Origin of the sequence: Desulfonema magnum (genome assembly GCF_017377395.1) — a bacterium.
GTDB classification, from domain to species: Bacteria; Desulfobacterota; Desulfobacteria; order Desulfobacterales; family 4be13; genus Desulfonema_C; species Desulfonema_C magnum.
The window spans coordinates 6,427,301-6,441,136 of the sequence record NZ_CP061800.1; the positions used below are offsets into that span (position 1 = coordinate 6,427,301).

At 46.8% G+C, this 13,836-nt stretch carries 12 protein-coding genes; all 12 read right to left on the bottom strand.

Annotated elements, in window-relative coordinates:
• Window positions 1–13 precede the first annotated feature (13 nt).
• Window positions 14–1,222, bottom strand: a complete 1,209-nt coding sequence (locus tag dnm_RS24535; protein ID WP_207679522.1) for an RNA-binding domain-containing protein — start codon at window positions 1,220–1,222, stop codon at window positions 14–16.
• Window positions 1,223–1,264: 42 nt separating this feature from the next.
• Window positions 1,265–2,227: a CRISPR system precrRNA processing endoribonuclease RAMP protein Cas6 gene (gene cas6 / locus dnm_RS24540; RefSeq protein ID WP_207679523.1), complete on the bottom strand. Its 963-nt coding sequence runs from the start codon at window positions 2,225–2,227 to the stop codon at window positions 1,265–1,267.
• Window positions 2,228–2,240: 13 nt separating this feature from the next.
• A complete protein-coding gene (locus tag dnm_RS24545; protein WP_207679524.1) occupies window positions 2,241–3,758 on the bottom strand; it encodes a hypothetical protein in 1,518 nt (505 codons plus the stop codon).
• Window positions 3,759–3,823: 65 nt separating this feature from the next.
• A complete protein-coding gene (locus tag dnm_RS24550; protein ID WP_207679525.1) occupies window positions 3,824–4,333 on the bottom strand; it encodes an AlbA family DNA-binding domain-containing protein in 510 nt (169 codons plus the stop codon).
• Complete coding sequence (csm5, locus tag dnm_RS24555) at window positions 4,333–5,901, bottom strand: type III-A CRISPR-associated RAMP protein Csm5 (RefSeq protein WP_207679526.1); 1,569 nt, start codon at window positions 5,899–5,901, stop codon at window positions 4,333–4,335. Before csm5 ends, dnm_RS24550 begins: the two co-directional genes overlap by 1 nt.
• A complete protein-coding gene (csm4, locus tag dnm_RS24560) occupies window positions 5,882–6,868 on the bottom strand; it encodes a type III-A CRISPR-associated RAMP protein Csm4 (RefSeq protein ID WP_207679527.1) in 987 nt (328 codons plus the stop codon). The genes csm5 and csm4 overlap by 20 nt, the downstream gene beginning before the upstream one ends.
• On the bottom strand, window positions 6,843–7,742 hold the full coding sequence (csm3, locus tag dnm_RS24565; protein WP_207679528.1) for a type III-A CRISPR-associated RAMP protein Csm3: 900 nt from the start codon (window positions 7,740–7,742) through the stop codon (window positions 6,843–6,845). The genes csm4 and csm3 overlap by 26 nt, the downstream gene beginning before the upstream one ends.
• Window positions 7,743–7,754: 12 nt before the next feature.
• Window positions 7,755–8,150, bottom strand: coding sequence for a type III-A CRISPR-associated protein Csm2 (csm2, locus tag dnm_RS24570; RefSeq protein WP_207679529.1), 396 nt, complete (start codon window positions 8,148–8,150; stop codon window positions 7,755–7,757).
• A 4-nt stretch (window positions 8,151–8,154) separates the two neighbouring features.
• Window positions 8,155–10,521 carry a type III-A CRISPR-associated protein Cas10/Csm1 gene (gene cas10, locus dnm_RS24575; RefSeq protein WP_207679530.1) on the bottom strand — a complete coding sequence of 789 codons (2,367 nt, stop codon included), beginning with the start codon at window positions 10,519–10,521 and terminating at the stop codon, window positions 8,155–8,157.
• A 940-nt stretch (window positions 10,522–11,461) separates the two neighbouring features.
• Window positions 11,462–11,923: a type II toxin-antitoxin system VapC family toxin gene (locus dnm_RS24580; RefSeq protein WP_207679531.1), complete on the bottom strand. Its 462-nt coding sequence runs from the start codon at window positions 11,921–11,923 to the stop codon at window positions 11,462–11,464.
• Window positions 11,896–12,237: a hypothetical protein gene (locus dnm_RS24585; protein WP_207679532.1), complete on the bottom strand. Its 342-nt coding sequence runs from the start codon at window positions 12,235–12,237 to the stop codon at window positions 11,896–11,898. The genes dnm_RS24580 and dnm_RS24585 overlap by 28 nt, the downstream gene beginning before the upstream one ends.
• 1,283 nt (window positions 12,238–13,520) lie before the next feature.
• The gene (locus dnm_RS31475; RefSeq protein ID WP_337833624.1) at window positions 13,521–13,808 is read right to left on the bottom strand and encodes a hypothetical protein; all 288 of its coding nucleotides are present in this window, start codon (window positions 13,806–13,808) and stop codon (window positions 13,521–13,523) included.
• Window positions 13,809–13,836 lie beyond the last annotated feature (28 nt).

The window sequence follows — 13,836 nt, forward strand, 5'->3', positions numbered from 1 at the left end:
CCTGATTTCTGATTTATTTAAACAGACAAACCAACACCTGAAACGCATCTGCCACAAATTCAGGTTCTGTCCCGTTATGTCTTCTCATTCCCGCGATGATCTTGTTTCTTACGCCCATGCCCATATGCTCCACATATCCGTAATCTTTGAGTGTCTGAATCAGGATGGGATTTCGGGGAATGCGAAGCCCCAGCTTCATGCGTTCCACCGTGACATGGTTGGGAAGAGGCCCCGGGCTGATGACCTCCATGCGGTCCGAATATAACGAAATTTCGACATCCGCGGGTCTTGTCCAGTCCCGATGGACAAAAGCGTTGATGACAGCTTCCCGGACTGCCTCAGGCGCAAAATCCCACTCAATCATTCTTGTCAACTGATTCTCCGCCAGTTTTTCCCGGGAAGCGTGTTGTCTGACTTTGCTCATCAGCAATTCCAGAAGACCCTGCTCGGTCTGCTCCCCGTGTTCGTCCCACAGTGCGACCAGAGGGCCGTCCAAGCTGGCCCTGTCCCGGGTATCATAATCTTTTTCTGTTCCCGGAAACACCACCCATTCCAGCCCGGCCTGCCGGAGAAAGCGTCCGGGTCGGTGTCCGAACAGGAGGAGTCCGGCAATGGTGCATAAGGGATCCGAACCCTCATGAACAGTCATGTATTCCATGTTGATCAGTAGCCGAACCCATTCCTCATCCTCACGGGGCAGATTCTCCAATTTCCTCACCCGTCCGAAATAATCCCTCAGACGCCTCGGATCAAGATGTGCGAAACAGGTTCCGGGGACAGGCAGAATCTCCACATGCAGAAACCCGCCCTCCTGAAAAAGACGCATTTGTTCCTCTCTGCTGGCCAATCGGGAGGTCAAACCCACACGAATGTAGATATTCTCCCCCTGACCGTGACGCATCACATAGGGCTTTGAGATGCCCATGTCCACGGAGATCACCGCAATCCGTTTCTCTCCCATCTGAATTTCCTCATAATACGGAATAATTCTGGGATGAACAATATCGGAACAGACATTCATAACCCATTCCTCAAGAGCGGCTCGGGTAATTCCGGACAGAGTTCCGTCATCCTCCACGCCCAGCAGTATTTTGCCGCCCTTAAAATTCAGAAGTGCGACAATCTCCTTTGCCAACTGTTCGGGCCGGATATCATCCCGTTTGAATTCCATTCCGGAATTCTCACCGTTCTGAATCCATCTCAGAATATCTTCCTGATTCATTGCATCCTCTCCTCTATGCCCATATCTTCCATTCTCTTTTTCTCAGTCAAGAACATACTGCCCCAGCCCAAAAGATGTCTTTTTTCCCACATGAACCCACTCCCCCGGCAGCAGAAAAGGCCAGAAAGGTGACATATCTCCCTCGAAAGTGATCTCTCCCAGCATCCCCCCGAAGGGCATCCGCTGTTTCTGGCGGTTGGAGTATCTTACAGCGTCCTCCCGGTACAGATCTGACGACACGGTTCTAATCTCCTCGGCAGCGTGGCTCAGTCCCCTGAAGTCAATCTCCCTGCATTTGTCAATCCCGCCGTGGAGATAGGCCAGCGTGGTGATCCGTCTCATAAGACTTCGGAACAGCAGCCCGAAGGTGATCTCAGGATACTTCCCCTTTGCCTTTATTTCAAGACGGGTCACAAACCGGAATGTACATTGGTCAGGCGGGGGACGGCGTTCCAAGAGTTCTCCGCAGGAAATATGGATGGTCTCATTTCTCAGGAGCTGGTCCGCATCCAGATAAACTGGTGTCAAAGTCCCATTCATATCCAGGCTGTCAATCCGCTTCAAAAAGAACTGTCCCCGGCCCCGGCCCAGCCCTCTTTTTCCGGCATGGATGAAAGTGTATGCAAAATAGGGCAGATACTCAACAGCCCTGCCCACCAGCACAAGCTCAAACATCAGTTCCTCACCCGGTTCATATTCCTCCTTCCCGTCCAACGGAGGCCGGAGGATATACGGATGTGATGCCTGATCTTTATTTCGGATAAAAGGGTCATCTTTGGGCGGAAAGGTTTCAAAAATATATGAATAAACGCATTCCTCTGAAAGATGGCAGTCTCCGCATTCGGTCCGCGTGAGCGGACAGACCACCCGGCGAAACATAAGCCCGAAACTGCCCCGGATGGCCGAGCCTTTGAACGGAGGCAAATGCAGAGGCTCAATAGCCTCAATCGTCAGGCGGAAAACAGCGAATGAAAAAGGGGAAAGGATTGCAGATGTCTGATCCATAGCAGTATTTCTCTCACGAAACCAGTTCATTAAATTTTTTGAATTCCAAAGCCTGTCTCACAGCCTTAATCTTGTCCTCATTAACACCTTTCATCTTCAGCAGATTTTGGATAATTTTTTCAGCATACTCCTCGGCTCTTTTCAGATCATTCATATCATCAACGACCTTAATGCTGTGTATCAGGACATGATTATTTCGAATGTTCTTCAGTTTTTTCAGTTCCTTCACATTGACATCCTCAGCAATGACAGAACCGTTGTTCTCCAACCAGTTCAAAACATTCGTGAATCCGATATGTGACGCACTGCTCTGGGTTTGGCTGTCATGCGTATTCAAAGGGAAAACATTCTCCTTTTCAGCCCATAATATTAAGACAAATTCAGTCAATGTGATAAAGCGCAGAAAAGTCCCCTGAAGCTGGCTCTGAGATTTTCTCCTTCGGGCATTTTTAAGTCTGTCCAGGAGATAAAAAGAGAGCCACTCATTATTGGAACAGATTTTGCTTTTGGTCTCCCTGATCGCTTCCTCGTTTGCTTCCGGAAACGAATTTGCGGTCTTTTTATGGAATCTCAGCTTATCGCCATAATACTCTTCAATCTTTCCCAGAACTTTAAGAGCAGGCTCGTCCGGCAGATGATCGAGAGCTTCTTTATAGCGGTAATCGTCCCAGCACTCATATCCGCAGGCATAAGTTGTGATCTTCTTTATTCCCTCCTTTGTTTCCTCATCAAAATAGGCTTCATGCTTCCTGATGTTTTTCTCTATCCTGCTCAGCTCATTTTTGACTCGGCCAAACTGATAGCGGTCAAACAACGACTTGATACGCTCCCAGTCAACAATGCTGAATATCTCGGACGGATTGGGAAGTTTTGCCAGAAACTCCGTGCCATAGCATGGCTCCCGTCTTTGTAAGTCATACTCCTCGAAATCCACATAAAAAATGTCACAGGTTTGGCTGTGAGCCGAGGCCATGAATGATCCCGCGACCATGGTTTTCTTTCCGCCGGTGATATCAATAGCGATTTTCCTGCCCTCATTTTCAAGGATCAGGGCATTGATCGTCTTGAAAATTCTGGCCGGATCAGAAAGTTCCTCAAGGCGTTCCAGCCTGATATCGGCTTTTATTTTTTCATAATATTCCGCATCAATCACCTCAATCCCTTCCATGATCTCATCAACCAGATCCTCAGTATCCTCAGTGACAACAAAAATGACATGCCCGGGCCTGATCTCTGCCAAACTGAGGATAATCGGCATGATCGAATACCCCACCAGAAAAATCCCAATATCATAGTGAGCTTCATCAAAATCAGGAAGATACCCTTCTTTAACATGTTTCCGGTTTATCAGATGGATGACATTGAAATACTCGGGCAGAAGTTTCTTAAAAACATCAGTTGCATTACCAAAATCCCTGTCATGATAAAGTTCCTGATATTCCAAATAGTTCAAATAATTGTTATCGAGGACCTCTTCCCAGTTCTCATCATCATCAATTTTTTCAAGTAGTTCAATTCTGTTTTCAAACATGGCTTCTTCCTCTGATTTCTGACTTATTTAAACAGACGAACCAGTACTGAAACTCAAATTCCGGTTCATTCAATAGCTGCTGCTCCGCTATCCTCATCGCTTATTGCATCTTCTTCTTCAACATCAAGACTTCTGTTCTCATCGCTTAATGTATTTACTCCAATCTGGAGGAGATGGATATGCTCCTCTCTGCTGGCCAATCGGGAGGTCGAACCCACACGGATGTAGATATTCTCTCCCTGATCGTGACGCATCACATACGGCTTTGAGATGCCCATGTCCACGGAGATCACCGCGATCCGTTTCTCTCCCATCTGAATTTCCTCATAATACGGAATGATTCCGGGATGAAGCATGTCGGAACAGATATTTATCACCCATTCCTCAAGAGCGGGCCGGGTGATTCCGGACAGGGTTCCGTCATCCTCCACGCCCAGCAGGATTTTGCCGCCCTTGAAATTCAAAAACGCGACAATTTCCTTTGCCAACTGTTCGGGCCGGATGTCATCCCGTTTGAATTCCATTCCGGAATTCTCACCGTTCTGAATCCATCTCAGGATATCTTCCTGGTTCATCACAATCTTTCCAACCTGACCCACCCCAGGGGATATTCACCTTCGCCCTTATCATTACAGATGATCTTTGCGGATTTGGGTACCTCATCCCCGTGTTTTCGAGGTTTTCCGCCGTCGTAAGAGATGATTTTGTCCCTCAGTTCCACCAGTTTCTCTTTCAAGTTCGGACTCTCCCTGAACAACAGGGCAAAGCTCGTCCCCAGGAGGCCGCTTCCCCAGCCGATTTTTATGGCGTTCTCAACCGGCTTTTTGTAGAACTCAATCAGGGGGTTTATGTTGACAGCATTTCCTTTGCCGCCAATTTCAATGGTGTTGTCAACTTTCACATCCGTCGCATTCAGACCTTTATTTGTCTTCTTCGTGTTGAAGGAGACTTTATCTTTTTCTCTGATCGTATCCCTGTCTTTTATCTGAACCTCATTGATATGAAAAAACAAGTCTTTTTGAAGCCTCGGACACTGAATAAATCCGAAGCCCCTGTCGTAAAAGAATCGTTGAACAACACCCTGCTGACGTCCGTCAGGGGAAAACTCGCTTCTCTTCTGATAAAACTGGGAATGAAAGGCACCGAGTTCTTCCCATACTGCCTCAGAAAACTCAAACACGATAGCCATAAGCTGATCCAAATTTTGAAAAGGGATGGTGTAATCTCCCCAGCGGGATCTTGTTCTCTGAGAATTTGAAAACTTTTTAAGCAGATCGGTATCAAGGGAAATATCAAAGCTGACAGAACCGCCTGGATCAGGGCAAAAATAGGTTTCCGTATTAAATTCTATGAAGCTGTTCCCCCGGTGTTTCATCTTGAAATAGGGCGCATGATTTCTGTCCAGACTTAAAATCCGAGCCTTTTTTTCGCTGATGCGACGGGTGTCAATAAAAGATGAATCCTTGATCTTCACGGTCCGGAAAACATCGGTAAAATGGGAAGAGGATTTTATTTTCTGCTTTGGCGATATGTTTTTCGCGGTCAGATGAAAGCCCTGAAGAATATCCTCCACAATCGCGGCGGCAACTCTCCACTTAAATCTGTTCTTTTGATGGCGGGGTTGTCTGTCAAATTCTTTAATTTTTCCATTTATGTATGCTGTCATTTCAGCGTCAAACTGTGTTGGATTGTTACTGCGGATTTCCCTCAGAATCTTCCACAAAACCGCTGTTCGGATAACCCCTTTGACAGATGACCCCGGAATATAGGCCCTGTCCATGCCATTGCGAATAAAGTACAGTCTGTTATAGCCTTTTTTCACCTTGGCATAGACCTTGCCTCTTGCAACATCACGGGTTTTGGTGAAATCGAATTTGTTATCTCTCAAAAACTCGGAAATCCCCTTGTCTTTGGGTGCATCTTCCAGCCAGTTTGCAAACTTGATGATGATATCAAGTCCCCCATGATGTTCAAACAGATAATTTTGCAGCTTCATGGTGTCCACAAGATAGATGAACTTATTATCATGAGGGCTGCGGATAAAGCACTGGCCGTAATTTGCGCTCCCGTCGCTGCCTTGAATATGAACAGGGGAGATCGGGGTCAGCCGGTATGTTCCGGTCTCAAGATAAGACGGCGTCATCTTCTGTCTCCTGAACTGTGCAGGGGAATGCCAGGGCCTTGCCGAATCGGTAAACCGGGTGAGCGGAGAAAATTGCTTTCGGGGCCACATTCACCAGTCCCCCTGCGGGTTTGTTCGCAAAAATCGAGCCTTCGCCGAACATTCGGCATGTCTCCCGCTTGAATTGTCCCAGGGCCACAGAGGAGAAGGTCCAGCCTTTGCGTAGAACCAGGGAATAGGCCATGGGAGATAAGGCGTTCAGGTTCATGGGATAGTAGAGGGAAACAATGATGAAGTTGTCTCCGCTGCCTTCAAACAACGGCTTCCATTTATCATCAGGCGGTTCAATCTCAAAGTCAAACACACCATACCCCAGACTCCTTCTGCCCCCGAGTCCCTTCATGGCCGCGTTATCCAAAATTTTCTTCAGAATTCCTTGTTCCACGCCGTCAATGAGGAAATAGATGCCCGCGGTCTTGTCGAAAAACATCTCTCCGGCATGATAGATATTCGAGGCATTTGTCAGCCGGTCTCTTGCGTGTTGCGGTCTGATGTTGATGGTGAACAATTCCTGATACCCCTGGTTCTTAAATTTCACCAGAGAAATTTTCTCCCCCCTGATCCATTTGGAAAAATTATCTCTGTCAATATACAGACATCGCTTCAACTCCTTGTGCCATCTGAGTTTGTTTTCCTTCCCGTGCTTGCCGGAGAAATTCACAGGATCGGTCAGGGGGCGGGGAAGATAGTATTCAAATTGTTTGCGACGGTATTCACAAAAGAGAAATCCTGAAGAAAGGGTCTCTATGGAATCAATGAGGGACGCGATCTTTTCCGCATTTCCTGAGACAATATCCGCATACGAATTGACCAGCATACTGAAAAGCGTGTCAGAATGAACGATCTCCTGAACCTTTTCCCGGCCGATACCGCCCCGGTCGGCCCCGAGATGAAGGCCGGTCTTAAACCTCAGCCTGACGAGTCTCATTCCTGCCCCCATTTTTATAATTATCGGCAAATCCCTTGGCAAAATCCGGAAGTAGTTGAATTCCTTGACCGACTTTGACAGGTTCCTCTGGTTCGGGTTTCTCTATTTTCACTATCTCAGACCCGTCAGAACGAAGCCCTTTGATAAAATCTATGTCAAACTGTATCTGTCCATATCCCCGGGAGATGTTTCCTCCCAAGCCGTCATGTTCGAGGATGCTCATGGCTTTCAGGATGTTGGAGATATCTTCCTGAAGATTCGGAAATACAGGAGATTTCAATTTTTCCGCAGTGTCCTCCCCGACCTTTCCAAGCATCTCCACCCGATAGACCATCTCAAAGTCAAATTCCGCGCCTGCCGGCACCCTTTCGATGGTGCGGGGATGAGCTGCGGAGGTAAGCCTGTCCAGGGTGTTCTCTGTTTTAGCCTCGAATATCGGCATCCCTTCATCCTTCAATTTCTCCGGGTTGGCCAGTTTCCCGTCCCGGAACAGGAGCGCGGTCGGGTAGTTGTTGTTTTTGGACTCTTTCCCGGATGCGCCGAAAATACGGCATAGCGGACAGTCTTTCGCATTTGTGAAATCATCACATTCGTGCCGCCATACTTTCCCGTCTTTGTCGCTCTTCCGGTTTGCCATTAACGGCACACCGTCAACAGTGACAATTTTCTCCACCGTACTCCTGAGTTTCCCTTTGAGCGAGCTTCCGGGAATGTACGGCTCGTTGGTCACGGGATTGCGGATCACAAAGCTGTCTATGCCGCCGATTTCAAGCACATCGGATGATCCGCCGATATGAAGTCCGCTTTTGCACACTATTTTTCCGCGGAAAAAGACGTTCCCGAACAGATATCTGAAATGCGTTCCCTGTTGCATGATTCCCCCTGTTTATTCAGCATATTGTATAATAGCCTCGAAAAATTTGACAAACTTGTACATGTCCTTTTTCTTCTTAACCTTTTGGATGGACTGGTCCATAATCTCTTTGAATGCCGGAGGAATTTTGTTCTTCCTGACCGCGCCAGCGAAAGCCGGTCTCAGAAAAATCAGCCGGGCCAGAAACATCTCCTCCAGTTTGTCCCCGTCAGCCATGTTCTTCATCTTGGGATCATCCCATACGCCTCTGATTGCGTCGTAAAATCTTCTCATCTGGGTCGGTGTCAGTTGTCTTTCTTTGAATTTGCAGCTTTCCGCCCATTTCACAATCGTTGAGGCAGGAACATCTCCGAACTGATGATTCTTGTTTTTGTCGAAATGTGCTTTTATCTCGTCAGCCACACGCATTTGATTATCCACCTTTCCTGTGCAAATATTCAACCCATGTCAGAGGGGCCAGCAGCTTGGGCATCTGCTCTGTTCTCAGATTGAAGAACAGTTTCGCACTGTCGTCGCCCAGGTTTTTCCTGCTCTTTTTGATCACATAATGAAGCGCAGGCATACACAACACCCCGTCCTTCTGCCATATTTCCACGACCATGAACAGCTTGTGCATCAGCGCGTGAGAGACTTTGGACCAGTCAATCTTATTTGTCATATCCCGCGCCATGGCGAATACGTCCTGGTCCGCATCATCCCAGAAGCTGGCCTGGGAAATGATCTTTTTGGGAGGACTCGTATCCCAGCCGCGTCTCTCCTTTTTCAACCTGTCATGGAGAAACCTGTCCTTTGCCTTCCACGATTCATTATAAAACAGACAGAGGCTGTCCTTTTCTCTGAAATTGATCTCACTGTTGTCCTTGGCTTCGCTCTCCCCTTTTTTGGACATCTCCGCAATCTGATAGACCGGATAATTGGGCTTGTGCAGCGTAACCCCCGCGCTCAGTGTGACGCTTTTGTTGTTTCCGGTATATTCCCGGAAGGCCCTGCGGATATCAAAGGCGATTTCAGCGACCTGGTCCCATGCTCCGAGGATAAAGAGGTCATCACCTCCGGAATAGATAATGTCAACAGGTCTTGCTTTGTTGCCGGACCCATCCGATTTGATCTGATACGCATCAAACCCGAGCCGGCCTTCACAGACAAAATTGATGTAATATTTGAAAAAAAGCGTCAGATGGCGGGATAATGATGCCATTCGGGGCATTGACTTATCTGAAAGCCCTTCAAGAAACACTCGTCCGAGGTTGTCCACATCCATCCGCAGCGCGGCGATGAAGTGCTTGCCCCGGGATTCTTTTGCAAGCTCCTCCAGTTCCTCACATCCTGATGTATAGGTGCCGATGAGCAACTGGGTCCCATGCCTGTCCACCCAGTCCTTTGCGTCCCAGGAATTGATAATGTAGGTGAACATGCCTTTTTGGGGTGTTTTTGAAAATGTGTAGAATGAGTCCGCGATCTTAAAATCATATTTTCCCGTACCAGGTGTTTTGGTTGTCTGGACAAACCGGTAAGTTTCGCCTTTTTTCAACCGGCCTGAGATTCTGTTAAAATCATAACAGGAGCGGCAGGTGCTGATGCCTTTTGTTTCATCATAAGTGATGGGCTTGTTGTCGGTATGGCATATCGCACACGATTCATCAAGGTTCTGAGGCAGTTGTGTTTTGAAAATCTGATCTAACAGGCCCGCAAATTTCCTCTTTTTTGAATCTTCTATCTTTTGCGACAGCTTATACCAGACATCGGCAAAAGGATATTCTGAATTTTCCCTGGAACCTGAAATCAGATCATTTCCGCAGAATTCTGTAAATTCAATGTGGAAACAAAGTGTTCCCTCAAACTCATCCAAGAGCCATTTGTTGATATGGCTTCTGATCCCCTTGATGTTATCCCTGGCAGACTCGGTATTCTGAGCCATGAGATAGAATCCGCCTCCGCCGGAATAAATGAGGTTTGCAAATGAGACATTCAGGCTTTCTATCAAGTCCAGGACCACTTTCTCTGTGAGCATCTCCAGGTAAAATGAGCGGCCCCTCAGACTTTTCAGCGCATTGGCCGAGGAGATGGTGTAGATGAAATCCTGAACCCCTGATATGTCCCCGCCAATGAGCAGGTGTTTGTTCTCGACCCGGTCCGAAATAGCCGCGTTCAAATCGGTGTTTTCCAGGTATTCCCCGTGAGTTTCTGACAAATGGTTGAAAATATTGGCTGCAAGTGCTCCTGATATTTTGGCGTGCTGATACAGGGAGATGTCGCTGATGAGGGTTTCCGAACCGGGTTGAAAAGGGACAAAGGAAAAATATTTTTCCAGCAACATCAAGGCTGCGCTGATGCTGAGATGGGACTTTATTTCAAGGATATCCTGTTCAAAATCCTGCCACAAGCTTTGAATATCAGGTGGTGAGTCTGGTGGTGTGAACAGGGGATAAAGGATTTCATCACCGATTCTGGCAGGCATGAAAAATGACGGGGAGGCTTTTTCTTTTTTGCCGAGTCGGATATTGCTGAAAGCATTGAGTAATCCGTGTTTGTGGGTCTTGGTGTCTTCCGCTGCTTTTTCCTCAGAACCGGCTCCTGCTTTTGCCAACTCGTTTGCCTGGGAGAGAATGGAAAGAGAGTTCAGGTGCAGATTGCTGATTTCAGCATCATGGGAAGGATGGGAGGTAAAGGAAATCACATCATCAAGACCGGTTTCCTTTATCCATTGACTGATCTCCGTGAACTGATCCAGGGGGTTGAACAACGCACTTAAAATCACATTTCTGAAGTGACTGTCCATATTGACCGGTCTCCGAAGATGTTTTGTTTGATAATCCTGTATCTACTCCGAATTTTGTCCCCGTATGGCACACTTCCATGGATTTTTCAAGCCTTTTTTCATTTTTTTCAAATTCTGATTTGTATTTCATAAAGCTGAAGGTCGGTCAATGGGGGGAGGGAGTATTTTGGGGGGAAATATCAGTAGATCGAAAAGATTTTTAACCTGTTGTTTCAGATGGCAATTCTCCGGAGTGCGGAAATGGAGCGAAGCGGAATTTTCGCAAAAAGTTTCGCACCCGCTCCGAAAAATTGCGAAAATTCCGCTTCGCTCCATTTCCGCACGCCCTTTTGTCCGAAAAACTTTTCGATTTACTGAATATTGCACACCTCTCTGATGCTGGTCTTTTGTCAAACTGCTCCGTTGCAGTCCTTTTCGTCTTCCGAAAAACAAATACTGGTCGTAATCCCTTTCATCTCCTGACACCCCATCTACACGGATTAGCGATAAGAAAAGGATTTCGGGAAGAAGGTTTATTAATCCTTTGCTTATCGCTAATCCGTGTAGATAAACGAGGGCAGGGAATAATCCCTTTCATCTCCCGAGGGAGCAGGGAACTGGCATGAAACCCTCTCAAAAGGAGGGGATCGAGTATGAGTTGTCCCAATCCCTTTCATCTCCCGAAAGAGCAGGGAACTACATGGGCGACGAAAAGCAAAGCATCTATGCTTTCCGGGGAGCGATAGAGTCACAATCCCTTTCATCTCCCGAAGGAGCAGGGAACAATAGGGACTTCCATAGTCGCCGCTGACCGGGATGTGTCTTAATCCCTTTCATCTCCCGATGGAGCAGGGAACGTCTATAAAGTCCTCATCGGCGGAAGTTCATGGCATCTCAATCCCTTTCATCTCCCGAAGGAGCAGGGAACTCAGTTTTGCCCGACCAAGAAGCAACTCCGACTTTATCTTTCCAAAAATTCCTCCGGTGTGAGGATAGTGCCCGGAAATTTATTTTTGAAATGTCCGCTGTCCCATGTGACCATTGTCGGAACAAAGGGCAGATACTTTTTTGCGAGAGCAATCATCAGAGCATCCCCGAATGAAGTCCTTTTTTTAAGCAGTTCAAATATCTCATTAACTTTCAGATTCGGAAAGTCACTTCTTATATCAGCGCCGGGGAACACCGTGATGTTATATTTGTCCGCAAAGCAGAACCACAGTTCATACAACTGCCTCTCACTGAGATTAAAAGAGAGAATTCCGCAAAGTTCCAACAGGTTGACAACGGTGGTAAGACCTTTTCCGTTCTGTGCCATGAGTGTCAGAAACTCACTGTTTTTATTGTAATGAACATCTCTTTTGTAACGAAGGTCTATTACAAATATGTTCGTGTCGATCAGAACGAATTCCGATTGCGAACCCACGCTGTCGCCTCCTGCCATGTTTCAAATTCGGGTTTTGTTTTTTCCAGTGATTCCTCAATACCTTTCCATGCCTCGTCAGATGAATACAGCTTTTCCGAGACTTCTCTTTCCTTTTTCCTGTCATAAGATTCCAGAAAATCTCTGAGATCGTCCTCAATAAGATCGGACTGCGGATTCCGCAGAGGATTTTTCTTAACAGACGCCTCTCCGGTGTCTTCAAGAAAGGTGACTATCACATCAGCTCTTCCCTGTATGGGAACATCTTGCGAAACACTGACCTTTCCGTCTTCATATATGCCCGGAACAGATAACATTGTCCCACCCCCTTTCACTGTCAATGATAACCCCCCATTTCATTTTTGTCAACATTTTATAAGCGGGGGCGAGGGGCAAGGGGCGAGAGGCAAGAGGATCCGGGCAACTCCCAAAATCCCCTCGCCTCCCGCCTCTGGCCCCTCGCCCCCTCCCAATCCCTTTCATCTCCCGAGGGAGCAGGGAACTCTACCTCTGGACCCATAGCTTATTTTAGTGGCACCCCGAGTAAGTCTTAATCCCTTTCATCTCCCGAGGGAGCAGGGAACTCTCAGAGGGTGTACAGGTCTGACAAGCCTTCCTGAGTCTTAATCCCTTTCATCTCCCGAGGGAGCAGGGAACAGCAAGTTTTACGGGGGGGGGCGGGGTTCCGGCATTTGCCGGATATCCGCCTTTCAGATGCTTTCTCAATATTTTCAGGAGGTTGATCCGATCCCGAAAAAAGTTTGAAGATGCTCCTTTTTCACCCCCCCCGACTTTGCAGAATTTTACCCCCTGATTCGGGATAACCTTCTGAAATCATAAGAACCGGACGGTGAAAAAAAGTTTGAATATGCTCTCTGAAATTTCGGATTAGATAGCATCTTCAAACTTTTTTGTCAATAACTGTTTTTCACCTTTTTAACTATTTGAAAATATAAGCTTTTTTAATGGAGGTATGTGCCATAACACAAAAGTTTGAATATGCTCCGTTTGAGAATTGAGAATTGAGAATTGCGCCCCTTGTTCGCTACAGGGATTTTATATAAGAAAAGGGATTAAAACTCGATAATCAAGTTTTTTGACCCGGATCGAACAAAAAGTCTGTCATTCCTGCTTTCGCAGGAATGACAAGGGACCCTGCCGGATCGGATCAAAAAAAGTTGATTATCGAGTAAAAGCCTTTGCATAAATCCTTTTCTTATATAAAATCCCTGTAGCGGAAAGCAGACATTAAAAAAACAAAAAAGGCTCGGATTTGTCAATCCGAGCCGGGGAGAACAAACGCTATAATTATACTAAGTAGGTTGCAAAAAGTTCTTTGACAAACTGTCATGCCTTATCTGAAAGCAGTTTCCGGCAATCTCTGATCCTGTCAAATCTGTTTTTCATTTATATTCAGGAAAGATTCCGAATTTCTTCGCGTTACGGACGAACCGGCAATCTGATGCCGACTCGCTCCGACCGGGAATGCGGTTAATCATGAGTGCTGAAATTCCGAGTTTTCCGCATAGAAATATCTGTCCGTATAAATACAATCCTAAATATGTAATATCAATATGTTGAATAGTTTTTTTCCTCAGTTTTATGAGTATTCGGCCAGCCGGAAGTTGTCCGACAACACTCCGGCCGCCTTCAGTCTCTGATGACGGGACATCCCGATAATGTGGTGACATGCCTCATCCGCGGAGATGTCGATGTTCTCCGTGGGACGGTTTGCCAAAGCACGACCTTTGACACTTTTCCACAGATGATCCATGGCGTTCAGTTCCGGCGTTGCCGTGGGCAGAAGTCTGATCTCAATTTTTAATTTATCAGCCAGTATGAGAGTGTCTTCCGCAGTATGCGGTGTTCCGCGATCCTCGAACAGAATTACTTAAAGGTTTCCCGAAATTTTATTT

Excerpts from the sequence above, each read along its gene's own strand:
- dnm_RS24535 (WP_207679522.1), bottom strand. The coding sequence starts at position 1,222 with ATGAATCAGGAAGATATTCTGAGATGGATTCAGAACGGTGAGAATTCC.
- cas6 (WP_207679523.1), bottom strand. The coding sequence starts at position 2,227 with ATGGATCAGACATCTGCAATCCTTTCCCCTTTTTCATTCGCTGTTTTC.
- dnm_RS24545 (WP_207679524.1), bottom strand. The coding sequence starts at position 3,758 with ATGTTTGAAAACAGAATTGAACTACTTGAAAAAATTGATGATGATGAG.
- dnm_RS24550 (WP_207679525.1), bottom strand. The coding sequence starts at position 4,333 with ATGAACCAGGAAGATATCCTGAGATGGATTCAGAACGGTGAGAATTCC.
- csm5 (WP_207679526.1), bottom strand. The coding sequence starts at position 5,901 with ATGACGCCGTCTTATCTTGAGACCGGAACATACCGGCTGACCCCGATC.
- csm4 (WP_207679527.1), bottom strand. The coding sequence starts at position 6,868 with ATGAGACTCGTCAGGCTGAGGTTTAAGACCGGCCTTCATCTCGGGGCC.
- csm3 (WP_207679528.1), bottom strand. The coding sequence starts at position 7,742 with ATGCAACAGGGAACGCATTTCAGATATCTGTTCGGGAACGTCTTTTTC.
- csm2 (WP_207679529.1), bottom strand. The coding sequence starts at position 8,150 with ATGCGTGTGGCTGACGAGATAAAAGCACATTTCGACAAAAACAAGAAT.
- cas10 (WP_207679530.1), bottom strand. The coding sequence starts at position 10,521 with ATGGACAGTCACTTCAGAAATGTGATTTTAAGTGCGTTGTTCAACCCC.
- dnm_RS24585 (WP_207679532.1), bottom strand. The coding sequence starts at position 12,237 with ATGTTATCTGTTCCGGGCATATATGAAGACGGAAAGGTCAGTGTTTCG.